The organism is Priestia sp. AB, from assembly GCF_028369225.1.
Classification (GTDB): Bacteria; Bacillota; Bacilli; order Bacillales; family Bacillaceae_H; genus Priestia; species Priestia megaterium.
Genome location: NZ_JAQMYN010000001.1, coordinates 990,411 through 1,016,319, shown reverse-complemented (window position 1 = coordinate 1,016,319; position 25,909 = coordinate 990,411). Strand labels below are relative to the sequence as shown.

General features: G+C 40.5%; 28 protein-coding genes. 6 read left to right on the top strand and 22 right to left on the bottom strand.

Annotated features, from left to right (window positions below):
- Positions 1-10 precede the first annotated feature (10 nt).
- On the bottom strand, positions 11-1,489 hold the full coding sequence (locus POF52_RS05200) for a glycoside hydrolase family 32 protein (protein WP_271990390.1): 1,479 nt from the start codon (positions 1,487-1,489) through the stop codon (positions 11-13).
- 327 nt (positions 1,490-1,816) lie between these two features.
- Between POF52_RS05200 and POF52_RS05195 the strand changes: the two genes are divergently transcribed.
- Positions 1,817-2,290: a YtxH domain-containing protein gene (locus tag POF52_RS05195; RefSeq protein WP_013058548.1), complete on the top strand. Its 474-nt coding sequence runs from the start codon at positions 1,817-1,819 to the stop codon at positions 2,288-2,290.
- A 43-nt stretch (positions 2,291-2,333) separates the two neighbouring features.
- Here POF52_RS05195 and POF52_RS05190 read toward each other — a convergent pair whose 3' ends face one another.
- The 3 genes from POF52_RS05190 to POF52_RS05180 all read right to left on the bottom strand — a co-directional run bounded on the left by POF52_RS05190 (position 2,334) and on the right by POF52_RS05180 (position 3,972).
- Entirely contained in the window at positions 2,334-2,672 is a 339-nt protein-coding gene (locus POF52_RS05190; protein ID WP_013058549.1) for a hypothetical protein, read from the bottom strand.
- 294 nt (positions 2,673-2,966) lie between these two features.
- Positions 2,967-3,227 (bottom strand): hypothetical protein, encoded by a 261-nt coding sequence (locus POF52_RS05185; RefSeq protein WP_016765166.1) that lies wholly within the window; start codon positions 3,225-3,227, stop codon positions 2,967-2,969.
- Between the two features lie 136 nt (positions 3,228-3,363).
- On the bottom strand, positions 3,364-3,972 hold the full coding sequence (locus tag POF52_RS05180; protein ID WP_271990382.1) for a hypothetical protein: 609 nt from the start codon (positions 3,970-3,972) through the stop codon (positions 3,364-3,366).
- Between the two features lie 174 nt (positions 3,973-4,146).
- Between POF52_RS05180 and POF52_RS05175 the strand changes: the two genes are divergently transcribed.
- Positions 4,147-4,512, top strand: coding sequence for a DUF3221 domain-containing protein (locus POF52_RS05175; protein ID WP_034649615.1), 366 nt, complete (start codon positions 4,147-4,149; stop codon positions 4,510-4,512).
- Between the two features lie 11 nt (positions 4,513-4,523).
- Here the strand turns inward: POF52_RS05175 and POF52_RS05170 are convergent, their stop codons facing one another.
- The 6 genes from POF52_RS05170 to POF52_RS05145 form a co-directional block, all read right to left on the bottom strand.
- Positions 4,524-5,456 carry a patatin-like phospholipase family protein gene (locus tag POF52_RS05170; protein WP_128819944.1) on the bottom strand — a complete coding sequence of 311 codons (933 nt, stop codon included), beginning with the start codon at positions 5,454-5,456 and terminating at the stop codon, positions 4,524-4,526.
- Between the two features lie 127 nt (positions 5,457-5,583).
- Entirely contained in the window at positions 5,584-7,494 is a 1,911-nt protein-coding gene (locus POF52_RS05165; RefSeq protein WP_271990377.1) for an ABC transporter permease, read from the bottom strand.
- Positions 7,481-8,248, bottom strand: coding sequence for an ABC transporter ATP-binding protein (locus tag POF52_RS05160; RefSeq protein ID WP_271990374.1), 768 nt, complete (start codon positions 8,246-8,248; stop codon positions 7,481-7,483). The genes POF52_RS05165 and POF52_RS05160 overlap by 14 nt, the downstream gene beginning before the upstream one ends.
- The gene (locus tag POF52_RS05155) at positions 8,245-8,601 is read right to left on the bottom strand and encodes a DUF1093 domain-containing protein (protein ID WP_271990372.1); all 357 of its coding nucleotides are present in this window, start codon (positions 8,599-8,601) and stop codon (positions 8,245-8,247) included. The genes POF52_RS05160 and POF52_RS05155 overlap by 4 nt, the downstream gene beginning before the upstream one ends.
- An 87-nt stretch (positions 8,602-8,688) precedes the next feature.
- Complete coding sequence (locus tag POF52_RS05150) at positions 8,689-9,723, bottom strand: sensor histidine kinase (RefSeq protein WP_271990369.1); 1,035 nt, start codon at positions 9,721-9,723, stop codon at positions 8,689-8,691.
- Between the two features lies 1 nt (position 9,724).
- On the bottom strand, positions 9,725-10,396 hold the full coding sequence (locus POF52_RS05145; RefSeq protein ID WP_271990366.1) for a response regulator transcription factor: 672 nt from the start codon (positions 10,394-10,396) through the stop codon (positions 9,725-9,727).
- A 325-nt stretch (positions 10,397-10,721) separates the two neighbouring features.
- On the opposite strand from POF52_RS05145, the gene POF52_RS05140 reads away from it, so the two are divergent.
- Entirely contained in the window at positions 10,722-11,540 is an 819-nt protein-coding gene (locus tag POF52_RS05140; RefSeq protein ID WP_013058559.1) for a squalene/phytoene synthase family protein, read from the top strand.
- 35 nt (positions 11,541-11,575) lie between these two features.
- Here POF52_RS05140 and POF52_RS05135 read toward each other — a convergent pair whose 3' ends face one another.
- Positions 11,576-13,525 (bottom strand): FUSC family protein, encoded by a 1,950-nt coding sequence (locus POF52_RS05135; protein ID WP_271990360.1) that lies wholly within the window; start codon positions 13,523-13,525, stop codon positions 11,576-11,578.
- Between the two features lie 155 nt (positions 13,526-13,680).
- Entirely contained in the window at positions 13,681-13,941 is a 261-nt protein-coding gene (locus POF52_RS05130; protein WP_013058561.1) for a metal-sensitive transcriptional regulator, read from the bottom strand.
- Positions 13,942-14,230: 289 nt separating this feature from the next.
- Between POF52_RS05130 and POF52_RS05125 the strand changes: the two genes are divergently transcribed.
- Both POF52_RS05125 and comJ read left to right on the top strand, forming a co-directional pair.
- Positions 14,231-14,605 (top strand): NucA/NucB deoxyribonuclease domain-containing protein, encoded by a 375-nt coding sequence (locus tag POF52_RS05125; RefSeq protein WP_234943548.1) that lies wholly within the window; start codon positions 14,231-14,233, stop codon positions 14,603-14,605.
- 35 nt (positions 14,606-14,640) lie between these two features.
- On the top strand, positions 14,641-15,048 hold the full coding sequence (gene comJ, locus POF52_RS05120) for a competence protein ComJ (RefSeq protein ID WP_271990355.1): 408 nt from the start codon (positions 14,641-14,643) through the stop codon (positions 15,046-15,048).
- Positions 15,049-15,076: 28 nt separating this feature from the next.
- Here the strand turns inward: comJ and helD are convergent, their stop codons facing one another.
- The 3 genes from helD to POF52_RS05105 form a co-directional block, all read right to left on the bottom strand.
- The gene (gene helD / locus POF52_RS05115) at positions 15,077-17,395 is read right to left on the bottom strand and encodes an RNA polymerase recycling motor HelD (RefSeq protein ID WP_271990353.1); all 2,319 of its coding nucleotides are present in this window, start codon (positions 17,393-17,395) and stop codon (positions 15,077-15,079) included.
- 244 nt (positions 17,396-17,639) lie between these two features.
- Positions 17,640-17,765 (bottom strand): hypothetical protein, encoded by a 126-nt coding sequence (locus POF52_RS05110; protein WP_016765178.1) that lies wholly within the window; start codon positions 17,763-17,765, stop codon positions 17,640-17,642.
- A gap of 139 nt (positions 17,766-17,904) precedes the next feature.
- Positions 17,905-18,420, bottom strand: coding sequence for an enoyl-CoA hydratase/isomerase family protein (locus tag POF52_RS05105; RefSeq protein ID WP_176583236.1), 516 nt, complete (start codon positions 18,418-18,420; stop codon positions 17,905-17,907).
- A gap of 242 nt (positions 18,421-18,662) precedes the next feature.
- On the opposite strand from POF52_RS05105, the gene POF52_RS05100 reads away from it, so the two are divergent.
- Positions 18,663-19,031, top strand: a complete 369-nt coding sequence (locus tag POF52_RS05100; protein ID WP_013084552.1) for a winged helix-turn-helix transcriptional regulator — start codon at positions 18,663-18,665, stop codon at positions 19,029-19,031.
- 23 nt (positions 19,032-19,054) lie between these two features.
- Here the strand turns inward: POF52_RS05100 and POF52_RS05095 are convergent, their stop codons facing one another.
- The 7 genes from POF52_RS05095 to POF52_RS05065 form a co-directional block, all read right to left on the bottom strand.
- Entirely contained in the window at positions 19,055-20,269 is a 1,215-nt protein-coding gene (locus tag POF52_RS05095) for a cytochrome P450 (RefSeq protein WP_043978453.1), read from the bottom strand.
- A gap of 169 nt (positions 20,270-20,438) precedes the next feature.
- Positions 20,439-20,834, bottom strand: coding sequence for a DoxX family protein (locus POF52_RS05090; protein WP_098526152.1), 396 nt, complete (start codon positions 20,832-20,834; stop codon positions 20,439-20,441).
- Positions 20,835-20,994: 160 nt separating this feature from the next.
- The gene (locus POF52_RS05085; protein WP_271990340.1) at positions 20,995-22,416 is read right to left on the bottom strand and encodes a glycosyltransferase family 2 protein; all 1,422 of its coding nucleotides are present in this window, start codon (positions 22,414-22,416) and stop codon (positions 20,995-20,997) included.
- Positions 22,417-22,460: 44 nt separating this feature from the next.
- A complete protein-coding gene (locus POF52_RS05080; protein ID WP_271990337.1) occupies positions 22,461-23,684 on the bottom strand; it encodes a nucleotide sugar dehydrogenase in 1,224 nt (407 codons plus the stop codon).
- The gene (locus POF52_RS05075; RefSeq protein ID WP_442956636.1) at positions 23,677-25,203 is read right to left on the bottom strand and encodes a glycosyltransferase family 2 protein; all 1,527 of its coding nucleotides are present in this window, start codon (positions 25,201-25,203) and stop codon (positions 23,677-23,679) included. The genes POF52_RS05080 and POF52_RS05075 overlap by 8 nt, the downstream gene beginning before the upstream one ends.
- Before the next feature lie 2 nt (positions 25,204-25,205).
- Positions 25,206-25,406, bottom strand: coding sequence for a hypothetical protein (locus tag POF52_RS05070; protein WP_029323776.1), 201 nt, complete (start codon positions 25,404-25,406; stop codon positions 25,206-25,208).
- A gap of 19 nt (positions 25,407-25,425) precedes the next feature.
- Positions 25,426-25,773, bottom strand: a complete 348-nt coding sequence (locus tag POF52_RS05065) for a DUF2642 domain-containing protein (RefSeq protein ID WP_043978439.1) — start codon at positions 25,771-25,773, stop codon at positions 25,426-25,428.
- Between the last annotated feature and the right edge of the window lie 136 nt (positions 25,774-25,909).

The following is a 25,909-nucleotide window of genomic DNA, read 5'->3' as shown; positions in this document are numbered from 1 at the left end:
TTCTCATTTACTACGAAATGCCGCGGGACATGCCGTAATAATCAATACGGTAGTCCACAGATCCTTCTGCAAATACATTTACAGCTGATTTGGAATCTTTTTTCGGGAATACCCGGGAAGTGAAGACAATTGTGCCGCCGTTTATATAAATTTCGACGATGCTTTTGTCGACAAATACGCGAACATCGACTTCATTTGACGCTGTCCATTTTTCAGAGCGAACCACACCGTATTCCGTTGCATATTGATGGTGGAATGAAGAGCGGTCAAGTCGCACTTCTTGCTTTTCTGTATCAAACACGAGGCGAAGCTCTTCTTCTTTACTATTAAACAGCTCTAAACCAAACTGTTTGGCCCCTATCTCGCGGAACGTCATATTGATTTCATATGCATTGTTTGTTGCTTCATCAATAATCACTTCTTCATTTTTTAGCGTTCCTCTAAAATGAACCGCTTGATCTCGAAGCTTATGTAACTCTTCTACAGGCTTTTGAACAAGTTCATTTCCTTCAAGCGAAAGCTCACGAGGAAGCGTTAAGGCATGAGCCCATCCATATTCGTCTGACGGATAGTCCACGTCCGGGTTTCCAATCCATGCAAACAGCAAGCGACGTCCGCTTTCATCTTGGAACGTTTGCGGTGCATAAAAGTCAAACCCTTTATCAATTTCACGGTAATACTCCATTTCAAACGTTAAACTTTCCACATCAAATGTTCCCACCGCGTAAATCACATTATAAATATTATGAAAATCGTGGCCATCCGCTTTGATTCCTTGCGGCGAAAAGACAAACACATCTTTTCCGTCCAGTTTAAAGTAATCCGGGCACTCCCACATATAGCCAAAGTCAGGAAGCGATGTTTTAACTTCTCCTTTAAATGACCACTGAAGCGCATCGCTTGATTCATACACAATTAACGCGCCCGTTTCGTTTTCACGCTGAGCGCCTAGCAGCATATAATATGTATCATTTTCTTTCCATACTTTCGGATCACGCACATGTCCTGTATACCCATCAGGAACGCCTTGTACCGCTGGATTATGCGTGTATTTTTCCACACTTCCATCCCTGTTTAGCATGGCGATACATTGATTAGCTGAACGTGAGCCGTCTTCGTATTTTACATTCCCCGTATAAAACAGCAGCCCTTGACCATCTTTTTCAATCGCGCCGCCTGAGTATGCGCCGTGCGATTCATATTCTTCCGTTGGCGTTAACGCAACCGGAAGGCGTTCCCACGTTACTAAATCCGTAGATTTCACATGAGCCCAGTGCTTCATTCCATGCATCGCACCGTACGGATACCACTGATAAAACACGTGATATTCACCGTTTAATTGAATCAATCCGTTTGGATCATTCATCAGCCCGTACTGTGGATGAATATGATAAATCGGCTGCCAGCTGTCTTTGATTGCTTTGTCTTTTAATGTTTCTAACTCACCAGATTTTGCTTCTAAAATCGTTCTGTACTTCGATTCAGCCATTTCTTCAATCCCTCCAGCATCTAAAAAAAGAGAACGTATTCTCCTTGCCCTCTATGATATAAAATTTTAAGTGAAAATGCTACCAAAGAACGAATGTTGTCGTTTTCTTGTGTCGGATTTTATAGATAAGTTTTTTTCTGTTTTTATAGCAGAAAAGAAGGTTTTTCTGTCAGATGGTTGAATACTATATACAATCAAATTTCACCAGCCTGTACGAGCGTCCGACGGCACTTGCACATTTTTTTAGCGAATCATTTGCGTTTTGCAGGAAGTATTCAACAAAATGGTAAACCCTTCATATTACATATTATAAAAGGAGGAAATGTCATGACAAAAGAAAACGTAAAAGAAACAGTGGGCAAAGAAACAAAAGGTGGAAGCAAAGAGTTATTAGTCGGCACGTTAGTAGGCAGCGTAGTGGGTGTGACAACAGCTTTACTAGTAGCGCCAAAGTCAGGAAAAGAGCTGCGTGCTTCTATTCAAGACGGAGCGAATCAAGCACTTGCTAAAACAGGTCAAGTGAAAGAAACGGTATATGCAAAAGGCCAAGACCTCAAACAGCGCACGGCCCGCCTTTCACAAAAAGTCTCCGAACAGTCTTCGCAAGTTGTCAACAAAGTGAAATCTCTGCGCACTGCTAAAGAACAGCCGCTTGCAGAAACGGCTGCAGCAGAAGAGCTTGAAACGACAGAAATCGTTCAAGATCCTGTTCTTGAAGCTGAAGCGGTGCAAGAAGAATTAAATACAATTACGCAAGAAGTAAGCGATTTAGAACAATCTGTCGATGAAACAAGACGTTAATAACGAGCTGTAGAGATATCTCTACAGCTTTTATGTATATTCGCTATCCTTCCTTCCACCCTTCAAAAAAATAGCCTCCGTACGGACACGGCTCTGATTCCGGCAGTTCTTCATAACGCTGTCCGCTGTAATACTTCGCCAGCACAATCTTAGGCTTAAAAGCCGCTACCCCTTCACTGTCTTCTTTCTCCGCTCCGCTTTCTCTCATCAAACAAAAAATATCCATTCCCGCAAACTCTCCGTACCCTTGATAGCACGACTCATAATAAACTTTACCAGGTGTCACCAAATAACACTCCCGCTGCCACGACGGCTGCTTACTGTAGACACTCGCAATACTTATTCCACTCACTGCACACTTCCAGCTGCAAATTCCAACCATACAACGCCTCCAACGACTTGATAGTCTATTCATCTACAACTTTTGATAAAATCAAACATTCTTTAAAATGTACAGAATTCTCTCTTCAGCCTAAAAGCCACACTACCGGATTCTCAGTCAGTCCCCTTGGATTTCCCCAAAAAGGTCCACCTATGCGGAAGTTGGCAGCCCGCAAGGGAGGGCAACTTCCGCATACGTCTAGCACTTTATACTTGGCTGCCCTTTAGCCAAGTATAAAGTGCTACATCGATAGAAATAAAAAAGGTCTGATAAATCGACCATTTCTGGTGATTATCAGACCTCAAGTTTTTCTGCATTTGAGCGGCTTATTTGCTGTTCAAGCGATTTAGCCAGCAGTACGATTTCATGATCTACATATTTTGTTTTGATTTCTTCGATTTCCATTAATGTTTTAGAAAAGCTTTCTGCATTATTTCCCTGTCTGTGCTGCACATCTTTAAAGAAATCCAGCAGTGCCTCGTTAGACTGCGTTGGACGGCTAAAATCAATCGTGTACATTTTGTACCCCAGTGTTAAATTTGTTGTAGTTGTCATAATTATTTCCCCCATTCTTCCTATAGTGATATATCTTCTATTCTTTACCCTTTAATTCCTTCTTTTTAACCTAAATTAATTATCTTTTTCAAAAAAACTTCCCATTATAAGAAAAAACATCCTTATAACAAGGATGTTAGAGTATTCTTCCCTTCGGTACAATTCCAGATGCAAAGTCATCTTTGAACTTAAAGCTAGCAGAATTGTTTTCCGTTAGAAAATGTATTTCCCATTTAAAGACCGGATATTCGGGCTTGTACATTTCGACTTTCTGATCGGGATTTCCTTCTAATCTTGCAATTACTCGTTTGAATCCTTCATATGCAATCCACCAATCGCTTCCGGTTTCATCGGTAATAAAACAAATAGAACCGTCAATTAAATGAAGGTTTTGCTTGATATCATCAGCATTTGTAAAATACGCATTTCCAAACGTTTGAAGACAATGATCGCAATAACCTGCTTTGCCTCCATCTTTATAAATCCAGTGCGCGATTGGCTCACTGCAGTCTTTACACGTATTCGTCACTTCTTGGAGAAATGTTTTTCCGCTCCACTGTTCCTTTTCATCTTCAAAAACGGTCCATACTAAATAACTTTCCGTTTGCTCTGAAATAAAAAGGCGAAACGGCTCGTCTCGATGCCAAAAGTGAATATTTTGTTCATCTGATTCTTCAAAGTCAATGACAAAATTATCTCGTTCTAATATATGTCGAATAACATTGGTTAAAAAGGTAACATCCATATAAGGACCTCCCGTACTAAGCGTGACTTCTAGTAAAAATAGCGTTTATGAGTTAAAACATATCATGCGTGCTGAAATAACGTCAACGATTACCTCTTGCTTTCTCCGAAAACTGGAAAAGAAATGGTCAAACGCGTTATAATGGTAGTCATGTTGAAACGGAAAGGAGAATTTATGAAGTTTACCGTTCAATCAACTGCACTTTTTCTTCTCTTTTTTATTTGTTTAAGCGGCTGTTCTGATAACGCCGAGCAGTCAAAAAAGCCGGCCGGCTATTTAGTTCAAGGGCGCATTTTAGAAGTGAAACGGGATGAAATTCTTATTGCAAACGTCATTCCGCGAGATACTGCGCTTGACTATACAACAAAAGAAATACTTGGTTCTAGCGATGTACAGCCTATTTATGTAAAAGTTTCGGATGATCAAACATACAAAAAAGGACAGCTCGTTAAAGCATGGCTCAAAAAAGACAAAAGCGTTCAGTATTCCGTTCCGGCAAAAGGCGAAGCTGTTGAAGTCAACATTTTAAAACAGCCGTAGAAAAGCTCCTGTTACGGGAGCTTTCTTCTTGTCAGCTGCCGTCCGGTCCGATTCATTTTATGCTGTTCAAAATCCCACTTTTCTAAAAAGCGCTTTGCTGATATATAACCAGATTCATATAAAAATTCAATTTCTTCTTCCTTTAAGGCAAAATCCGTTGCCGTAATCACCCCCGTTGGAATTTGCACCGTTCGTTCTTTTGTCTCCTCGTTCAAATACCGCAAATCATGAGCTTGCAGCATCGTGGTAAACATACTTTTAAATAGATGAACTGGCGTCGGAATAATAGCGGCTGTATCAATTTCTTCTTTTACAAATCGAAAACCAAACGTCGGGAAACGCGGATGCTCCGTATCAAACAGCCAAATTGGAAAATTGCTTAAAAGCGCTCCATCGACAATGTATGACCTCTTGAACCCTTTGGATTTCCAGATGACGGGACGAAAGAAAAAAGGAATGGACGCACTCATCATCACGGCTTGTGAAATCTTCATATCGCTTGGCTGCATTCCATATCGCGGCAAGTCGTCAGGCAGCACAAGCATCTGTCCGTTCGAAATGTCTGAGGCAATAATTTTCAGCTTATCTGCCGGCAAATCCGCAAACGTTTCGATTCCTTTTTCACGCAGCAGACCATACACCCATTTTTCCAAATAATCATTTTTATAAAAGCCTAAATGAACCATCAGTTCAATCAAGTTTCCAATCAGAGGAATTCGGTTAATGATCGTTTTCCCGCGAAACTTAGCATAGTCCATGTTTTGAAGCTCTCTGCGAATTTCACCGCTTTTATAGCCGCTCGCTAAAAGTGCCGCAATTAACGCTCCCGCTGACGTACCTGCTAGACGCTGCCATTCTACATTGCTTTCTTCCATCGCTTCAATCGCACCCGTGAATGCAATTCCTCGAACGCCTCCCCCTTCAAATACAGCATCTGCTTTCACATTTTCCCCTCCAATACAACTCTCTACTTTTTATATACCCTTTTTTTATATTCAGGGTTTCATTACTCCATACCTTTTATTTTCCCAACAAAAAAAGACTGTTTCTTTGATCGAAACAGTCTTTTCTTTACAGTCGCTTTATTACCATTCGGTAGTAATTCATTGTCAGCCAGTAGAAAAAGAAATAAATAATCCCGTATACTGCATCCGCTATTAAAACAGGGACTATCAGACTTTCACCGGTTAGATTCGTAATGACCTTCAGCGCAAATAGACTGTGCAAGATGCCAATTACTAAAGGCAAACCAAACGTAAACAGCTGCTGCTTTCGAACGGCGCTCATCATTTGAGACACTGAAAACCCAAGCTTACGCAGAACTTCAAATCTTTTGCGCTCTTGTTCGGCTTCGGAGATTTGCTTAAAATAAATAATACTGCCCGTTGCCATCAAAAAGACGAGCCCTAAAAACCCTCCAATAAAAATAAACAATCCTTTACTCATTAAGCCTGCCTGAAACACATCATAGTATGAAGTACGGCTTTCGCCAGCTTCTTTTGCGATTTGATGATAGTTCTTAGTAAGTTCATTTTGTTTGTTTCCATCATCGGTATTAAATACGTACACCGCTTGCTTTTGTCCAGCTTTTAAAAGCTTGTTGAATGTATCGTGGTTGACTACAAACTGATAGCCGGCACTGTCAGAATCAAGAATGAGCAAAGGCTCGGATTTAACGACTTTTAAAGCAAGCTGTTCTGATTTGTTCAGCTCCACAGCTGCGGTTTTACCTGTACTAGGTTTAAACACTTTTCCTTTTGCCATTGAATCAAAAATAACGGTTTCGTTTGCGCTTAGCGCAGGGACCGAAACGCCATTCTTTCGTACTTCTTCTTCATCTAAAAAGCTGATTTGTTCCCTATCTTTATAGTAGCCCGATGTAATAAATCGAAAATCCGATAAATCAGCAGAGTGCTTCACGATATGATACACATACTGATTTGATTGGATATCTAAATCACGCAGTACTTTCATAAAATCTTCCGCTGCTTTTTTGCTGTGCAGCGTATAGTCATAAGGCTGCATGCTTCTGGCGTCGGCTTTTGTATTATAGTACGAGGAATACGTCACACCAACTGCTACAAGTGTAGTAGCCGACAAAATCGTAATTAGGGTTAACACTCGTGCATTTGCTTTAATTCGATACATCATAGTAGAAACGCTTAGCATATTTGCAAACGAATAATATCGGCTTGCATGCTCTCGGTAAAGCCCCATCAGCCACTCAATTGTGGCTTTAAAAAGTAAAAATGTACCGAAAATGACCGAGAACAGTACAACGGCTACAATTAGAAAAAACTTAGGTGTCACAATGTTTCCCGATGAAAGGTAGTATCCGTAGCCAACGAGTAAGATACCCAGTCCTCCCACTGCAATTGATCGCTTTGAATTCATTTTATTTACGCGTTCACTTTTGCTTTCTGCTTGAAACAGATCTAATAGCGTATAGCGGTACATAATAAAATAGCCTTGAAACGATATAAAAATGGTAACAATCAAAAACACTACGGCTGTTTTTAAAACCGCTTGAAAAGAAAATGTGAGCGTAATCGAAAGCGACAGTCCCATAAGCTTTAGTAAAAACAGCACAAACAGCCTTGAAAACACGGTACCTAGTAAAATACCGACCACCAGAGAAAAAATCCCCAGCAGCATATTCTCATAAAAAATCATTTTTCCAATCGTACGTTTTTCAATGCCGACTAAATGATACAGCCCGAGCTCTCTCTTACGCTGCCCGATAAAAAATGAGTTTGTGTACCAAATAAAGACAACAATAAAGGTAAGCAGAACGTAGTTTGAAGCATTAAAAATGCCCTGCAGCCTCAGCTCTTCTCCAATAACCTTTGAAATCGATTGGTCGTACTGAAGCGTAGCAAACACATAGTACACAATAATACTAAAAATCATTGAAAAGAAATAAAGGCTGTACCGGCTAATATTTTTGCACATATTCTTTTTAACAAGATCAAATACGGTCATAGCCTTCACCGCCTAATGCGCCTTGAATGTTCATAATCCGTTTAAAAAATGCTTGTCTCTTTTGTTCGCCTTTAAACAGCTCCGTGTAAATTTGTCCGTCTTTAATAAACAGCACGCGGCTGCAGTAGCTTGAAGCCAGCGGATCATGCGTCACCATAATAATCGTGGCACGGTCTTCTTGATTTAATTGCGACAGCTTTTCAAGCAGGCTTGAAGCAGCTTTGGAATCAAGAGCTCCGGTAGGTTCATCGGCGAAAATAACGGCTGGATTCGTAATCATTGCTCTCGCTGCTGCAACGCGCTGTTTTTGTCCGCCAGAAATCTCATACGGATACTTATCGGCCAGCTCATAGATGCCTAGTCGCGTTGCGGTGTCTTTAAGCTTCGCTTCCATCTCTTTCTTAGACATTTTTATAACCGTAAGCGGAAGAAGAATATTTTCTTTTACCGTTAACGTATCCAATAAATTATAATCTTGAAAAATAAACCCTAAATGATTGCGTCTGAAAGCAGACAGCTTCTTATCTTTCATGAGCGCCACGTTTTCTCCTTGAATCCATATTTCGCCATCGGTGGGACGGTCAATCGTTGAAAGAATGTTCATCAGCGTCGTTTTTCCCGCTCCAGATGGTCCCATAATACCGACAAACTCTCCTTCTTCGATTGTAAAATCAATTCCTTTTAGCGCTTCGTATACATTTCCTCTTGATCCAAACGTTTTGGTTACATTTTTTCCTTCAAGAACAATGCTCACTTTTCCTCCTCCTTTCGTTCTTTTGTAGGCCACATGCTTTTCACTCGCTGCGGCAGCTCATTCTTTGTTATAATGTCATATTTCCGAACTTCATTGCCTCGAACGAAAAGGTCAATAACCGTTCCTTCATTTAACTGTTTAATCGTTGTAAATGTTTGAAACGTTGTTTGTCCTTTTTCGTTTATCACTGAAATTGTATATTGAACTCGTCCATACTCATCCACTTTTTTTGCTTCTTTTGGGATAATCCCGTATTGATGCTCCGTTGCGGCGTTTTGATAAATCTTTATTCCTCCTATACCTGCTCCTACAACCAAAAGCAGAGCTAAGAGGCTAATCCACTTTCGCTTCATGTACGTTCCCTCCTTGTGTATAGCTCTATCTTACTTTGAAACAAGGAAAGATTCGTTTGAAGCAGATGACAATCTCAGCGTGCAATCTTACATTTTTGAAAGGTTATCAAAAGAATTCGGTTTGTAGAAGGTCAGAATCACCGTGGTTCCTTCGTGTAAAAGTGAATTCACCTCTATTCGATGGCCAAGAGCATCTGTAATTTTTTTTGAAAAATACAGCCCTAGCCCCGTAGCTCCTTTCGTTTTTCTTCCCGCATTTCCTGTGAATCCTTTTTCAAAAACTCGGGGAAGATCTTGAGTTGGAATCCCTTTTCCTTGATCAGCGATAAATAACTTTACGTACTTTGGCGTTTCTTCACTAAAAAAAGAAAGCTTTCCTTCTAGAGGGCTATATTTAATGGCGTTAGACAGCACTTGCCTCACAACAAACTGCATCCACTTTGAATCAGTGTACACCAGTATGTCTAGATTTTTTTCATCAATATGCAGTTTCTTTTCAATACACCATTTTGAGAAGTACGCAACGTTTGGAAAAACAAGTTCGCTTAGCGACACTGCCTGCACCTGATAATCTTTTTCTAAGTACTGCAGGCGTGCAGAATATAAATTCTGATCTACTAATCCGTCAATTTTCATCCACTCATCTTCAATATCCTTTAGCCAAGGCCATTTATAAAGCTCTGTACGATGAGCATTAATAAGCAGCTTCATCGCAGTAAGCGGCGTCTTGATCTCATGAACCCAAGTCGTTACATATTCCTGCTGCTCTCGCTGCTGTACGTGAAGAGCATGAGTTTGTCTGCGATACACACGATCTATATGCTGCAGCAAACTCAGCATGTCTTCTTCTGCTTTTGTTCGAACATATTGCTGCATTTCTTGCAAATCGTACGCATCATTCCGCAGCATTAAGCTCAACTTTTTTAGAAATCTTCTTTCTTTTACTCCTCTCCATAAAAGAAACAGAATCAGCAGACACAGCGTTAAAAGATTCAAATACCAAAACGAAGTGGATGATACCTTAATATCATACTCAAGCAGCAGCAGAGCATCGATTACACTCAGCCATATAAGAACAAATAAAATCCAGCTTAGTCTTTCTCTTAAAAAACTTTTCCACATCTTAATTCACCAAATATCCTTGGCCTTTTTTGGTCACAATTTTATCATTCAGCCCGATTTCTTCCAGCTTGGTGCGAATGCGTGTGATGTTGACAGAAAGCGTATTGTCACTTACAAATTTCTCATCTTCCCATAACCTTCGCATAAGCTCTTCTCGCGATACAATCTTGCCCCGTTCTTCCAAAAGAAGCCGTAAAATAAAAAATTCATTTTTCGTTAAATGAATTTCTTGATCGTTGTAATGCAAACTTCCTTTTTTTAGGTCTAGCACCGCGCCGTTCCACTCGATAACGTCTGAAACCGTGTCTCCATATGAATACGTTCTGCGCAGAAGCGCCTGCACTTTAGCAACAAGAACATCCAAGTTAAACGGCTTTTGAATATAGTCATCCGCCCCAACATTCATTGCCATAACAATATCCATTGGATGTTCACGAGAGGAAAGAAAGACGATAGGAGTTTTTGAAACCGTACGTATTTGCTGACACCAGTAAAACCCGTCATATACAGGCAAATTCACATCTAAAATAACAAGCTCTGGGCTTTCTCCAATAAATACTTCCATTACCTTTTGAAAGTCTTCTACTCCAGCCACTTCAAATGACCACTGTTCAAATTTCTCTTTCACTAATTCATATATTTTATCATCGTCTTCTACAATTAAAATTTTCATACATTCACCTCTGTATTGTCCTATATATTATGTATAACCCACTGTTGAATACTCTCTTAAAAGCTCATTTAATTCATTAGCATGACAGCAATTTTCTTAAAAATAAACCATTTATTTCTGTAAAACGAAGAATGAACGAGTATTATCGTAGTGTAAATTTGTATATGTTACAAGTTTCTCTGTTCAAATACTACAAAATAATGACAATATCGTTAATAAGTAATCTTTAAACTCCATTAAATGCTCATTTTTTGTTACTATAGTATATAAGATGAAAACTTAAACTAATTTGACATGTGGATATGTAAAAAGGAGCTAGTTATCAATGAGTGTACCCAACAAATTACGCGACAACGCAATGGTGATGTTAAAAGAAACAAGCCGAACATTTTTTATTCCAATTAGCCACTTGCCGGCAGAATTGCAGGATGCAGTAGGATCTGCTTACTTATGTATGAGGGCAATTGATGAAATTGAAGATCACCCTGAGCTAGAAGCCGGTGTAAAAAGCCGCTTGCTTTACGCCATTAGTGACCTGTTAAAAAAGTCTTTTAACGAAGACGAGTACATGGCATTAGTAGGTCCTTATCAAGCTGATTTACCTGACGTAACGCTTCAGCTCGGCAACTGGATTGCGCTTTGTCCGACTGGAGTTGCAGATCAAGTATTAGATGCAACTTCTATTATGGCCAAAGGAATGGCCGATTGGGTAGAAAAAGACTGGCATATTCAAAATGAAGCGGATTTAGATGACTATACGTTCTACGTAGCTGGTCTAGTAGGTGTGATGCTTAATGACATTTGGAAATGGTATGACGGCACGGAAACAGACAAAGAATTAGCCATTGCGTTTGGACGCGGCTTGCAGTCTGTTAATATCCTGCGTAATACCTCGGAAGATTCAGAGCGCGGAGTCAGCTTCTTTCCTAACAATTGGAGCAGAGAAGATATGTTTGCCTACGCTCGCCGCAATCTTTCACTAGGAAAGAAATATTTAGAAGATGTCAAATCGCTTCCGATCCTTCATTTCTGTAAAATTCCGTTAGCGCTTGCTGATGGAACATTAAACGCCTTGATGAAAGGAAAAGAAAAAATGACGCGTGACGATGTAAATAAAACGGTAAATGAAGTTGTGGATATGTAAAAACAAAAGCACGGAGCCCCTGGGTTCCGTGCTTTTTATATTTCTACCTGAAGACTTTCATATAAAGCGACGATTTCTCCTTGAATAATAGGGTAGTGTTTCAGGGTCGGAACACTTGAAAGCTTTGGCGCTCGTTTTTGCTCAGCTGCTGCAGCTAGCTGAGCAAATGTTTCCTGAAGCTCTCGTTTCTCCGTTTCTGACAGCTCATATCCTTCAAACGAAGCAAGAAGCATATAGCCTAACTGCTGTGTAGCGACAACTGCAGGCCACAACCCTTCTAGTTTGACGGCCGTTTTAGAATATTCTCCAATCACATTATCGTACAGCGCCCGAAGATTAACGAGTTCTCCTTGAAGCTTATTTCTTTCTCGTTTAATTCTTTCTTCATCTTGTTCGGTGCTTAGCATTTCTAAAAACTGTCCTTCTTTTCGTATCACATCTCCAAGTAAATATGGCAAACGAAGCGAAGAAGCTCGTTTGAAAATTAATACCGTGCCGACCACTCCAATAACAGAACCAATGACAATATCAATCACTCGAGCAGACGTAAAGTAGCTAATCGCTTTATCCGGATGACCGCTTTCAGCAATTAAAAGAGCATTCGGTGTGATAAAGAGCGTGCCGAGCGCGTAGTTTTTGACGATTACAATTTCAATCGTCGACTGAAGCACAAAGACAATGAGCGCAATGACGATTCCCGTTGGTTCAAGCATCAGAATCCCGGTTCCAATTAAAATACCTAAAATGGTTCCGACAGAGCGCTGAATACCTCGCTGAACCGTTGCACGAACGGTTGCTCCAAGCATCACTCCCGCGCACGTAAGCGGAATCCAGTAAGACCTTGGAATATTTGTCGTGTAGGCAACGGCTGCGGCGATGATCATAATAATTCCGTAGCGCAAAGCATTTTTAAGCACATACGAACGTTTGTGAAAAGCAGCTTTTAACCGTGTTTTTACGCTGCCTTGTGAAAATTGAATATACTCCGTTTCTTTTAATTCTTTCATTTGAAGAACGTCATTTACATCCAATAGCAATGTACGCAGCTCTTCTTTGATGGACAGCTCTTCAATTTCTTCTCGAACGTCTCGAATTTTTTTATGCTTTTTTAACGTGGCCATTTCCGCTGCGAACGTTTCAATCACCGCCTGTGCTTTTTTAGAAACAGCTGGATTAAAATCGTTCGCAGCGGCCATCACAAAGATAAACAGCCCTTCGGCTTTTTGATTTAATAAAAACAGACGATGCGCAAACGATGATTTTTTTCGATTAATTTTCGCTTGTTTCATCGCTGTTTCCGCTGCTCTAAGCTCGACAACCGTTTTATGCTGCTCGGCGTGAAACGATTCCGTACCAAGAGACCCGACAAATGAAGCTAGCTGCCTATACGCTTTCGCCACAGCGGCAGTTTCAGGTCCGCGCGGGTTAATAAGCCAGCCGCTCATGCTAATACACCAAGATAGTGTCCCTCCTAAAAAAACGAGTCCTGCGTGCAAAAAAACAGCCTGCAAATTCGGCGCTGGAATGCTCGTGCTCACAGCAAATGAAAGGACAAAAAACATGGCAGAAGGTCCTGGAATTTTTAACGCTCCGAAAACATAAACCGATACAGCTCCAATAACACCAAATAAAATAGTTTTCATCCAAGCTACGTCAGCAAATAACGAGCCGAGTGTAAAGCACAGTGTAACGCCAAGCAAAGCTAAAAATAACTTAACGCCACGCTGCGCATAAGGCTCATCTTTTGTATACAAATATGTAAAGCCGCCAATGCTTGCAATGAGTCCGTACTGCAAATGATCAAACAAAATCCCTATCAAAATCGGCAGGCTTGAAGACAAGCCTGAGCTGATTCCTCTTACCCACGGAGAAGAAGCGTGGTTAAAGCGAAAAGCGGCTTTGATTCCCGGCGCTTTTGGAGAAGCCTCAATTTTATGATGAATTTCCGTATGATTATATGCTGGTGACTTTTTGTCATCACTCACCTTGACCTCCTCCTTTCTCTCCATATATCTTTCCTGTTCTTAAAACGAGATAAACCTAAAAACCGCTGTTCCTATCCGTATTGTGTTTAGGAACAGCGGTTTTTATCCTTATGAGCAGCGTACAATAAAAGCAAAAAGCAGATGAAACGAATGTCTCATCTGCTTTTTACTAACAGCTCTACTGCTTCTTTTACTAAGTTTTCGGTATTCTCGCCTTTTTCAATACTTTCTCTTACACATTGTTCAAGATTGGTGCTGACAATAACACCCATCGTGCGATCAATTGCGCTTCTGGCTGCTGAGAGCTGTGTCACAATGTCACGGCAGTCTTTTCCTTGTTCCATCATATTTAAGACACCTTTTAACTGACCTTCAATACGTTTTAAACGATTTTTAACTTGCTTATCATATTCCATCATACTACTACCTCCGCTCATGCATGATTGCGCTTCTTGCTTTTAAGCTGTACGCAAGAAGTAAATGTATACACAACTTTATACCTATCAGGGTATGATGTCAAGTAAAGGAAGTTTAACATAAATGTTAATACTTGTTTACACCGTATTTATTGTCTTGTAATCTAAACTTAGCAATCTGAGAGTATAGTTAAGCTGTAAAAACGACTTACACTGGAGGTTTGAGATGGCTACATACGGGAAAAAATTAATAGCAAGTCTATTCATCATGGCATGTATTTTAGGGTTTATGGGACATGGAGCTTTTTTAGCTCCTGAAAAAACGGAAGCTGAAGTAAATTATGATGCGACACTTTATTTTCCGTTAGACCGATATCCTGAAACGGGTGATCATATTCGTGACGCGATTGCCGCTGGGCACTCTTCCGTTTGCACAATTGATCGCGACGGTGCTGAAGCGAACCGAGAAGAATCCCTGAAAGGATATCCGACAAAAACAGGTTATGACCGTGATGAATGGCCAATGGCTATGTGCGAAGAAGGCGGAGCAGGAGCTGACATTCGCTATATTTCACCTTCTGATAACCGTGGAGCCGGCTCATGGGTTGGAAATCAGTTAGAACAGTATCCAGATGGTACACGCGTACAATTTATCGTTCAATAATAGCAGAACAAGCTTTACTTTGAAGAGGTGAAATCATGAAAACAAAATGGAAAGAACAAGAGCTAACCATGTCTTATCATCAGTTTACGCTGTTTCAAAAAGGACAGCCAAAGCCCCATCACGACTGGAGCGATGAAGATATTCAAAAAGGATATGTCGCAGACGATAAAGCTATTTCATTTGAAGCCGTATCAAACACAAGAGCCATTATTGAAGTATGGGTAAACGAAACTCTAGACGCATCAAAGGCTGAAAAGACCACTCGCCTTCCTTTTCACGTCGAAAGCGATGGGATCGAAATCAAAAGCGTCCTATCTGAAACCTTAAGCTATGACATTCCAAACGGGTATTATTACGTCACATGCCTGACTATTCCTCTTCAAGAAAAAACAAACTCAGGCCTTTATTTAGTGAAGTATTTGCTGCATTTTGAAGGTCAATAAAAGAAGGCAGCCAGTAGGCTGCCTTCTTTTATTGACCTTGATAGTCATAAGTTTCTTTATTCGATATAAACGGGCTGATTTCACCAAGCGAGAACAGGTGCAGCTCATGCATTGCTCTTGTGCATGCCGTATAAAATAAGTTTCGCTCGTATTCATCCTGGTAACATTCACTCGATGCATTGTAAATGATGACGGCATCAAATTCAATTCCTTTTGCTAAGTAAGCTGGCAGAACAAGCATGCCTTTTTCAAATGAACTTGTTTCTTTTGTCAGCAGCCTTGCAGACATCGCTTCAGGCAGTGCTTGGAATGCCTGAAGACTTTCCTCAGCTGTTTTGGCAATAACGGCAATCGTTTTATAGTTTTGCTGCTTCAATTCATTAATTTTGTGTATGATTGCCTCATGAAGATCTTGGACGTTATGTGCAGCCGTAACGATTGGCTTCGCACCGTCTCGATTAAACGGCTCGATTAAATGACCATTTGCCACCATATCTCTTGAAAACTCGACAATTTGACGTGTTGATCGGTAGCTTCTCGTAAGAGTCAGCGTTTCTGCTTCTTTCTCTTCGTACAGTTCGCTTGAAAGAATGGTCGGTGCGTTCAAGGCGTGCGCATAGATCGCTTGATTCAAGTCTCCAAGCAGCGTCATTCTGGCATGCGGAAACAGCTCTTTTAAAAACGCCAGCTGAAACGGTGAATAGTCTTGTGCTTCATCAATAAACAAATAGCGAATGACAGGATTGGCTTTGCGCCCTTCAATTTGATCTTTTATATATAAGTAAGGCGTTACGTCTTCATAAGACAGCTTCATGTTCATGACTCTTTGCACCGTGTTTTTAGCAGTGTCTTCCCATCCCTCTACATGTAGAAAAAGGTGACTCCTTTCAAACAGCTGCATATAGATACGTCGAATGTCGATAAATTTAAGCTGCTTGATCGCCTGCTTAATAAATTTTATTTTCTTAGCTACAACGGCTTTGGCTAAATACGCTTGTTCCCGGTCGAAATCATCAAATGAGCTTTCCGTATAGCCTTCCTTTTTCTGCAGATGCTGATAGGCCTCTACATAATCTTCTTTTTCTAAGAGCTGAATTTCTTCTTGAACCCAATCTTTTTTGCGCTCAAGTTTTTCAAGCTGATTAATGAGCTTAAGCGCCCACTCAGCTACGAGCTGCATCCTGTTGGGTATGGAAATTACCGTATCAAGCGAATAGAAATAAGACAGCAAACGCCGAGCGGATAAAACAATTTCGCCGCGGAACTTAATGTTTTTAAAAATGATGTCTTTAGTAGACAGTTCTTCGATATACGCATCTACCTGCTTTTTAAATTCACGGCTTGCCTTGTAGCGAATTTCCTGCATTTTTTGTTTTTTTGCTGCGGCATCTTTTTCCGTTAGCAAATATTCGATTTGAACGAATAAGTCCTCCACTTCAAACTCGTTTCCTAACCGGCCATCGGCATATTGCTGAAACGTTGTTTGTTTCATATTGTCTTCTCCAAGCTCCGGAAGAACGGTTGAGACGTAGCTGTTAAAAAGCGGATTTGGTGAAAACAGCATCATGTTTTCTGCAGTCAGCTGCTTTCGGTGATGATAGAGAAGATAAGCCACGCGCTGAAGAGCCGCAGACGTTTTACCGCTCCCTGCTACTCCTTGAACGATCAGCACTTTATTTTTTTCATTTCGAATAATTTGGTTTTGTTCTTTTTGAATGGTCGCTACAATACTTTTCATTTGACTGCTTGCATTATGTCCGAGCACTTCTTGAAGCAGCTCGTCTCGAATAGTAATTCCTGTATCAAACATGCTTTTAATTACGCTATTTTCGATAATAAACTGACGCTTTAGCTTCATCTCGCCTTTAATCGCTTCACCTGGCGTTTCGTACTGCGCTTTTCCCGGTGAATAATCATAATAAAGACTCGAAATAGGCGCACGCCAATCATAAATTAAAAACTCTTCATCTTTTTGATCCATTAAAGAGCCCACGCCCACATAAATAGCTTCTGCTTCTTTTTCACCATTTTCTATAAAATCAAAACGCCCAAAATAAGGAGATTGCGTTAGTTTTTTTAATGTTTTTAATTGATCATACGCTTGTCTATGGGTAATTTCACGTTCAGCTAAAAGTTCTGCCTGCTGCTTAATGCTCGTAAATGTCTCAATCACGTCATCTGGCTCATCCATATTAACCGTAACATCGTCCCAAAACGTGCTTCGCAAATCGACAATTTCGCCTTTTACGTTTCCTACGCTTTTACCTATTTTTTCAGCTTTTTGGCTGATTTCTTCTACTACCCAATCAACTCGCTGCTGTTCTTCTGTTAAATTTTTGTCTTTCACTTATCCACACCCCTTACACACGTTACCCGATAACAAAACTTGTTACCGGGTAAAAGCGATCGTTGTTTATTTTTTTCAGAGTCTACATACTTCCCTACTGAGTTCGTAAATCCCTGCTATGTAACCATATTATGTCTTAATTTCCACCGTTAGTATACTGAAAAATAATGAACTCCACAACAAAAAGGGCTGAGAAAATCTCAAGCCCCTTATCTTTATAGGTCGTTCCTCTACTTATTAGCTATTACTGTTTCCAAAAAGTTAGCAGATGAATGATGGCTGACACCACTTCTACCCCTTGAAACGCCAGTAAACCTGCTGCTGCCGCTGTAAACAATCCGACTACCGCTTCTTTAAAAATGAATGGCATTGATACCAGCTCCTTTGCTTATTTAAAATAAGTAGATTTGTTATCATTCTACTCCTTTTTTCAGAATTTTCAATACCTTTTTATCAACAAAATAAAATAAAAACGCTTTCACTTTATAAAAATAAAGTGAAAGCGTTTTTTAAGCTTCCTTTTCTAATGCGTTCAGCGTAAGTGAATATTCTAATCCTTTTCCTTTTTGCACAATGTGCTGCACTTTGCCCATGTTGCACGCTTCTTGCGCACTAACGGTCATGCCGTTTGTTAACTTGAGCTGCACAGGTTCTTCCGCAATTCGTACGTCGCATGCTAAAGCTAACTCATATCCTCCGCCAAACGTAAAGTTTGTAAGAAGCGCAATCGTTTGTTTGGAGCTGCATGAAATACGCTGAAAAATCGCTCGAGCTGCTACTGCATGAATTGGCTGATAAAGCCTTCCTGTTTCTTCACGTAGGAAAGAGGCTGTTCTATGATCTCCGTTCATTTTATAGTACTCTCCCATAAATACAATACATCCAACCGACCCATCGTGCTGCAGCTCATTCATCGTTTCTTGCAGCTCATACATGACTTCACTGTTCAAACGATTAAGCATTGACTGATTCATTCGTACAACCGCCACATGATTTCTTTTTTCTACTTTGATAAACCTTTTCATCGTTCCTCCGCCCTTTCCCCTGTTGTTCTTTATAAATAAAGCGCTTTCAAAATACTTCGCTTTTTAATAGAAAAGTTATTTTCATAGTTTCATCATACAACAAACTCATAATTATTTCCATTACTTTTTTAATTTTCCGTCAATAATCCCCTGAATCATTTCCATTTTTTTATCAAATAAGACGTGCTATAGTATAAACAGCACAAATGCAGCTGAACTCACTGATAAAAGGAGTAATCACTATGAAATACGACTTAACGAAATGGGAGCCTCACGGCTATTCTTGCCCTGTGGAAGCAGCCGTTGATGTAGTCGGAGGTAAATGGAAAAGCGTCATTTTGTATCAATTATCGAAGGAACGCCGGCGCTTTAATGAACTGCGCAGACTCATTCCTGGCGTGACGCAGCGAATGCTCACGCTGCAGCTTCGCGAACTCGAGCGCGACGGAATTATCCACCGCGAAGTCTATAAACAAGTTCCGCCTAAAGTAGAATATTATTTAACACCCTTTGGAGAAACGCTCATCCCTATTATCGAGCTGATGTTTAAATGGGGATATGATCATACCGATAAAATTGCTGAAGCGAGAATTCAAGCAGAGAAAGAGTAAAAAACACGCAAAGCGTGCTTTTTTTATACATGTTTACGAATCAATAATTCTTTTAATCCGTACACAAACGTGCTTTCAATCGGCTTTAACTCAAATGACGGGCTCCAGTCCATCTGCGGATAGCGGTCAATCAGCTCGGCCAGCATAATTTTTGCTTCTATTCGAGCAAGGGGTGCTCCTAAGCAAAAATGAATGCCTCTTCCAAATGCCATGTGCACATTTGGCTTTCGATCGATTTTAAATACATCCGGGTCTTCAAAATACTCCGCGTCTCGATGCGCAGATCCCATCCATGGAACCACGTGTTCGCCCGCTTTTAGTTTCTTGCCTGCAAGAGTCACATCTTCTTTTACGATTCGGTGAAGAGCCTGAACGGGTGAACGATAGCGAAGAACTTCTTCAATCGCAGAAGGCAAAAGTTCTTTCTCTCGTTTGAGTCGTTCAAAAGAAGCTTTATCTTCCATTAAACAATAAATCGTATTTGAAATTAAATTTGTGGTTGTTTCGTTTCCAGCAATCAGCAGCAAAATAGAAAAACCGACGATCTCTTCATCCGTTAGCTGTTTCCCTTCTTCTTTTGCCTGAAGAAGCACGGAGATAATATCATCTCCTGGACGCGTGCGTTTTTCTTCAATGATTCGATAAAAATAAGTTTCTAGCTCATCATTTGCTTTCATTTTCTCTTGCTGCAATTTTTCGAGCGTTTCACGTTCGTTATTAGAAGGACCGGCTACGATAATATCCGACCAATCTTTAAACTGACGCTGATCTTCTATCGGCACGCCTAAAATATCGGCAATTACCATAACCGGAAGCGGATAGGACAGATGCTCGACTATATCAATATCTTCAAGATGCTCAACTTCTTGTAATAATTCAGCTGTAATACGCGCAATTTTAGGCTCCCATGCTTTCATTGCTTTAGGCGTAAAAGCTTTATTAACAAGCGCTCTCATTTCAGCATGCTTAGGCGGATCAATATTAATTAGACTCGTTCCTAGAGCAGTTTGTCTTTGGTTTTGTGGAGGTCTTCGATCAGAAGAAAAAATATTCTTTTGTTCCAGCACTTCTTTGACCCCGTCATAGTGAAAAACATCCCATACCTGCCTTTCTTCATCCCATTGCACAGGCGCGGTGTTTCTCATCTCTTCATACCATGAAAAAGGATTAAAGCGCTCTTCTTTTGTTTGAATTGTATTCACCTGACGGACAATTCCGTTTTCTCTTTCGGTTTTCATGTTAAAACCTCCCCGTATCGTTCAAATAGAATGACTGTGCAGTCATCTACGACCAAATAGTACCATATATACGAATTTTCTTAAAAATGATAGCTGTATATTTTAGTAAAAATGAATCGATAGAAGGATATTTTTTACAAAAAAGGGTAGGCGCATAGCGCCTACCTTTTTAAGAATAATGTTCTTCTGGTTTGTGTAATCGGTTGTCTAACGCGTACGCGCCGCTTCCTGCTAGAATCATATGAAGCGAAACGACAAAAAGGGCAACCTCAAGCTCATAGCCGCCTGTAAAACCAGCACCGCTTTTCGCTGTAAAAATAGCGCCAATCATCACAATCGCAAACAAGACACCGATTAAACGCGTTTGAAATCCAAGAATCATAGCGGCTCCCCCTACGAATTCAATAACCGCAACCGCATAAGCGAAAAACGCAGGAATGCCCATGCTGTGGAAAAAACCGACCGTATTATCAATACCGCTTTGGAATTTGCCAAGGCCATGAATAAAAAATGTTAGCCCTAACATAAGACGAAGTAAAAACGTTCCAAGCTGATAGCTTTTCATTTCTTTTCCTCCTTTTTTACTTTTGTCTGCACATGTAACAATTTTAGTTACAACTGTGAACAAATTCAAGGGGTTAGAACAGAAAAACAAGATATCAGCAAATTTCTTTCCTTATCTTAAACGTTTCTTTTGTAAATGAGCCCCCACCCACACTCCCTGCTCAGTCGCGCTGAAGATACGAGAGAAATGCAAAAATATGATCCTGAATAATAAGTTCTGCCGTAGCAGAATGGCTCTTTAATAATAGGTGTTCAGAATATCGAAATCGGTTAAATTTATTTACATCAACATGGTGAACGGCCTGCACATGACAACCTTCTATGATGGCTTTTATTTGGGCAAAAGGCGGTACAGCAAGAGATTCGGGCCTAATTTTCTCCAGGCACTCTCTACTTATGGCATGAGGAACAGCAGTCATGGAGCTCATTAATAAATCTTTTCTTCCTATTGTCTCGTTCAATACGTACTTCCACCCCTGCACAACATGCGTGAGCTTCGCTTCATCTTCACATACGTTTAAAGCTACATCAACGCCGCTCGCTACCGCTGAAGCAAACGGATACAACTCTTGAGCTGAAAGAACAAAATCCCCGTCTATAAAGAGAAGAATATCTCCCGTTGCTGCAAGTGCCCCCGCAGCTCTTCCGCAGTCATGCCCTAACCGCTCATCGTAGACGATAGTTTTGACGCCCTGTTCTTTGGCGTACTTCTCTGACTGATCCGTAGAGCCGTTAATCACAACAATAATTTCCAACGGTTCAAGTTTTCTTGCTTCTTCAATTACTTGTTTGATTGTTTGTTCTTCGTTGCAAACCGGAATAATAACAGAGAGCTGTTTTCCTCCATAAAAAGAAGATAGTTTCCCCCAGCCGTGCTCCACAACTGGAATGGGCTGCGCAAGCATATCCACTCGCCTTTTACGATTCGACGACAGCGTATAGTATGTTTGAAGAAGCTGCTGATAAGATTGAATTCGCTCTTTTCTGCGCAGCGGGCGATCAAACGGGCGAAAGCTTCCCTTTCCCTCTGTCTCAATCGTAATATGCGTGCTTACACGATACTGTGTTAAAAACGTCACAAATAAAGAAAGAGGCGGCATCTCCCAGTAGTTCTTTAATACGCTCAGCAGCACGCCGTAAGGTGCTTTTAAATAAGCGTTGGCACGATGAGGCTTTCCAAGCGCATGATGCAGGACCGTACTCCACGTCAGTTCACTGCGATTAAAAGTATTCATCTTTGTTTTTTCCCACTTGTTTAGTACAACATCACTATGTCCGAATAACAGCGCCTGCACAAAACGTTCAATCTCAGAAGCCGAAAGAATAATGTCTCCGTCTACAAATAAAACGGCATCTCCTTTGGCGGCTTTGGCTCCTTCCATTCTTGCTTCATGGGGAGAAAGGCGTTTTTCCACTACTTTTACTATGCACCCTTCTTCTTTTGCTATTTTTACTGAAGCATCGGTACAGCCATTTGCGATTACAATAATCTCAAGCACATTCACTTTCTTAATTTGTTTAAGCACGGTCTTTAGCGTGTCTTCTTCATTGTAAACAGGCAGCACGACAGAAAGAGTTTTCATTAATATCACCCCTAAAAAAAGAACCACTGAATAACTCAGCGGCTTCATTCATTTAAAATACCTCTTGTATCTACAACTTTTTTTGCATTTTTTACGATTGACCAATCCACCTGACTATGGTCAGTTAATACCAGTACAACATCGCTTTTTTCGATTTCCTCTTTTGTGAGCGGGACAGAAAAGTACGTTTGCTTATTAAAGACGGCAGAGTCAATATACGGGTCATGATACGTTAATTCATACCCTTTTTCTAAAAGACCTTCACACACGGTTAGCGCTGGCGATTCACGTATGTCATTTACGTCTTTTTTATACGCAACGCCCACCACGAGCACGCGCTTTTCATTTGCGTTAAGCTGCTTTTCAACCCGTTTAATCACTTTATTTGGCATTTCTTCATTAATATGATGAGCCGCTTCAATAAGTTCGCTCGTTAATCCATTTTGCTTTAGTTTCCATAAGAAATAAAGCGGATCAACAGGTATGCAGTGCCCCCCTATTCCGGGACCTGGATAATAAGGAGTAAACCCAAACGGCTTGGTAGATGCCGCTTGTAAGACCTCATAAAAATCTATTCCTAATTCCTCGCACAGTTCATTTGTTTCATTCACCAATGAAATATTGACCAGACGCTGAATATTTTCAAACAGCTTGCACATTTCCGCTACTTTTGGAGAAGAAACAGGTACGACTTGCTGAAAAATACTTTCATAAAACGCCTGCACATGATAAAGGCACTCTTTGCTGTAGCCGCTGATCACTTTTGGAATATGCTCAATGTCATACGACTTGTTTGCCGGATCAACTCGCTCTGGAGAATAAGCTAAATAAAAATCTATTCCTGCTTGCAAGTTAGAATCTTTCAAAATAGGCAAAACAATTTCTTCAAGCGTACCTGGGTAGGTAGAGCTTTCATAAATAATCGTTTGCCCTTTTACCATGTATTCTTTTAAGAAAGTAGATGCGCTAATAACTGGTCCTAAATCTGGATTGTGCGTTTCTGTAATTGGGGTTGGTACGGTCACCACTACATACTCGCAGGCTTGAAATGCCGAAATACCTTTTTTTAATTCATATGCTTGAAAATTTTTCTCCTTTTGAATCACATCATTACTTACGTCTGGAATATAGCTTTTCCCTTGTCTTAGCGCTTCAATTTTCCGCTTGTCAATATCAAGTCCAATCACGGTATAGTTTTTCTTAGCAAACAAAAGAGCAAGAGGCAGCCCCACATACCCAAGACCAATAACGGCAACTTTTTTATTCATTCTTCAACACCTCAAACAAAATATCATGTCTTCGTATGTCCGGGAGAAATTCGCCTCTTTCGCTGGTTTGGCTGATATAGTACGCCATGGCTTCTACATAATCACCTAGGATTCGCTGCGTTGATGCTGCCAAACCCTTGACTTTCATATGCTCTTTTCGAATCCGGTTTGTTCGCGCGACATCCACAAAATGAACAGGCTGGACATTAAAGCCGTACATAATACTTTGTAATTGAAATAAAGGCGGAATAATAAGAGATTCGTAGCCTACTTTCTCCATTACATCCCGTTTAATTGCATGCGGAATCGCCGTCGTCGTATTAATGGTTAAATCCGGACGTTTGCAAACAATATTAAGAAAATATTTCGCCGCGCTTACAGAGTGGATGGGATGCACTTCGTCAAGCAGACACTCTAAATTATTAAGCGCTACATCAACTCCTTGGTCAGCCGCTTCTAAATATGGACGCAAATGTTCCGCGGAAATCATAATATCTCCATCTACGAACAAGCAAACTTCACCGCTGCTGTACATCGCACCAATTGCTCGAGGTACATTGTGTCCAAGGCGCTGCTTGTAATGAAGAACAGTAGCACCCTCTTCAATTGCTCGCTTAACCGTCGCTTCGTCTGCCCCGTTGGCAACCACGATGATTTCTTCCACTCCGGCTTTTCTTACTTCTTTAATCACGTTTGCAATCGTCTCTTTTTCTTCACCTGCTGGAATAACAGCACTGTACTTAACTCCTGTTTTCCGTTTTACATTCGGTGTATAAGCGGAAACAACTTCTCGGTTTCGATTACCATCTGTGAGCCCGCCTCTTATTCCTTTTTCTTCGATAAGATGAGCTAACGCTTTAATATGATCTCCAATAATATAGTTAGTGGAAATAGGGAAAGGAGAATTGGTAGGAATGGTTTTGTGGGTAGTTCTAATCTTATTGGTATAAATAACGTCTGAAGAACACGGTGCAACGATTGACATTCCTTTTAAAAGAGCAATCGTATGAGCAAGAGGCGGGTGAGCTAAGTTCTCGTATCCAATTTTAGCTGCCGATGTTTTCTTGATAGCATGGGGAATAGCTGTTAATGCTTGAATGGATAAATCTTCACGCTGCAAGCATAAGTTCAGCATGTATTTCGCAACGGAAACCGGATGCGGACGCACTTTCCGCTTCATAGTCCATGAAAGGTTGTTCAACGCTATATCATGACCGGTTTCTATAGCCTTCGTATATTTCATCAGCTCCTCATGAGGAACCGCTATATCTCCGTCCAAAAAAAGCAAAATATCTCCTTTTGCTTTTTTAGCCCCAATGGCCCTTCCAATATTAATGCCAAGAGCTTCCTCATAATAAATGACGCGGCAGCCTGCACCCTCGGCGATTTCCTGTGTTGTATCACTGGATCCATTTACGACGACCATAATCTCAAACGGCTTCATTTTTTGAACTTCTTTAATGACAGGTAACAAAGAATCAGCTTCGTTACAGGCTGGAATAATCACTGATACTTTCAAACTCACTCAACTCCGCTGAAAATTCGAACATACGTAATGGATACTAATGGAATGGTTACATCTGCAGGCTCGCCATATGAGCTTGATGTACGTACAACAGCCGCTGCGTCCGTAACAGCAAGCAGTGTTCCATTAATAACGTCAATAGCTGTGATGATTTGCACAAATGAACCTACATTTTCTCGTAATGCATCTTGAAACATATTTTTTTCCTCCTTTCGTTTAAGCGCTTTGAATAGTCACAATGCTTGTAAATGGCAGTAATACCGTTGACGTTGGAGACTCTACTAATTCCAAATAATCATCTCCCACAAACGTGACCACACCTTCAAGTGGACCAGCTGTCGTTTCGATCACAACTTCCTGTCCGATATACTGCTCAGCAATTTCTTTAAAAGGTGATTCTTGAGATTCTTTAATAATACTTATTACGTACTCTTTGAACGTGTCAGAATAAACGACTTCTTCTACTGCTTTCTTTGTGTTTTCCTGAATAAATTCAGCAAATCGATTTGAAAACAAAAGGTGTTTTATCTTTTCTACATAGCGACGGTAACAACAAAAAAACATAAATTTTGTTCCTCCTTTTTATACTGTTATCCCTTCAAATTACCTATAACAATTGACGTAACCTGAGAGATTACTTTATCAATATATACAAGCTGTATCATAAAGGTGACAGAACTTTTGTCGTATTTCCATACAA

Excerpts from the sequence above, each read along its gene's own strand:
- POF52_RS05195 (WP_013058548.1), top strand. The coding sequence starts at position 1,817 with ATGACAAAAGAAAACGTAAAAGAAACAGTGGGCAAAGAAACAAAAGGT.
- POF52_RS05190 (WP_013058549.1), bottom strand. The coding sequence starts at position 2,672 with ATGGTTGGAATTTGCAGCTGGAAGTGTGCAGTGAGTGGAATAAGTATT.
- POF52_RS05070 (WP_029323776.1), bottom strand. The coding sequence starts at position 25,406 with ATGTTTCAAGATGCATTACGAGAAAATGTAGGTTCATTTGTGCAAATC.
- POF52_RS05085 (WP_271990340.1), bottom strand. The coding sequence starts at position 22,416 with ATGAAAACTCTTTCTGTCGTGCTGCCTGTTTACAATGAAGAAGACACG.
- POF52_RS05095 (WP_043978453.1), bottom strand. The coding sequence starts at position 20,269 with ATGAAAACCGAAAGAGAAAACGGAATTGTCCGTCAGGTGAATACAATT.
- POF52_RS05110 (WP_016765178.1), bottom strand. The coding sequence starts at position 17,765 with ATGCCATTCATTTTTAAAGAAGCGGTAGTCGGATTGTTTACAGCGGCA.
- POF52_RS05080 (WP_271990337.1), bottom strand. The coding sequence starts at position 23,684 with ATGAATAAAAAAGTTGCCGTTATTGGTCTTGGGTATGTGGGGCTGCCT.
- POF52_RS05150 (WP_271990369.1), bottom strand. The coding sequence starts at position 9,723 with ATGTGGAAAAGTTTTTTAAGAGAAAGACTAAGCTGGATTTTATTTGTT.
- POF52_RS05100 (WP_013084552.1), top strand. The coding sequence starts at position 18,663 with ATGAAATACGACTTAACGAAATGGGAGCCTCACGGCTATTCTTGCCCT.
- POF52_RS05155 (WP_271990372.1), bottom strand. The coding sequence starts at position 8,601 with ATGAAGCGAAAGTGGATTAGCCTCTTAGCTCTGCTTTTGGTTGTAGGA.
- POF52_RS05105 (WP_176583236.1), bottom strand. The coding sequence starts at position 18,420 with ATGAAAAGGTTTATCAAAGTAGAAAAAAGAAATCATGTGGCGGTTGTA.
- POF52_RS05165 (WP_271990377.1), bottom strand. The coding sequence starts at position 7,494 with ATGACCGTATTTGATCTTGTTAAAAAGAATATGTGCAAAAATATTAGC.
- POF52_RS05185 (WP_016765166.1), bottom strand. The coding sequence starts at position 3,227 with ATGACAACTACAACAAATTTAACACTGGGGTACAAAATGTACACGATT.
- POF52_RS05065 (WP_043978439.1), bottom strand. The coding sequence starts at position 25,773 with ATGTTTTTTTGTTGTTACCGTCGCTATGTAGAAAAGATAAAACACCTT.
- POF52_RS05200 (WP_271990390.1), bottom strand. The coding sequence starts at position 1,489 with ATGGCTGAATCGAAGTACAGAACGATTTTAGAAGCAAAATCTGGTGAG.
- POF52_RS05145 (WP_271990366.1), bottom strand. The coding sequence starts at position 10,396 with ATGAAAATTTTAATTGTAGAAGACGATGATAAAATATATGAATTAGTG.
- POF52_RS05090 (WP_098526152.1), bottom strand. The coding sequence starts at position 20,834 with ATGAAAAGCTATCAGCTTGGAACGTTTTTACTTCGTCTTATGTTAGGG.
- POF52_RS05130 (WP_013058561.1), bottom strand. The coding sequence starts at position 13,941 with ATGGAATATGATAAGCAAGTTAAAAATCGTTTAAAACGTATTGAAGGT.
- POF52_RS05175 (WP_034649615.1), top strand. The coding sequence starts at position 4,147 with ATGAAGTTTACCGTTCAATCAACTGCACTTTTTCTTCTCTTTTTTATT.
- POF52_RS05125 (WP_234943548.1), top strand. The coding sequence starts at position 14,231 with ATGGGACATGGAGCTTTTTTAGCTCCTGAAAAAACGGAAGCTGAAGTA.
- POF52_RS05180 (WP_271990382.1), bottom strand. The coding sequence starts at position 3,972 with ATGGATGTTACCTTTTTAACCAATGTTATTCGACATATATTAGAACGA.
- POF52_RS05140 (WP_013058559.1), top strand. The coding sequence starts at position 10,722 with ATGAGTGTACCCAACAAATTACGCGACAACGCAATGGTGATGTTAAAA.
- comJ (WP_271990355.1), top strand. The coding sequence starts at position 14,641 with ATGAAAACAAAATGGAAAGAACAAGAGCTAACCATGTCTTATCATCAG.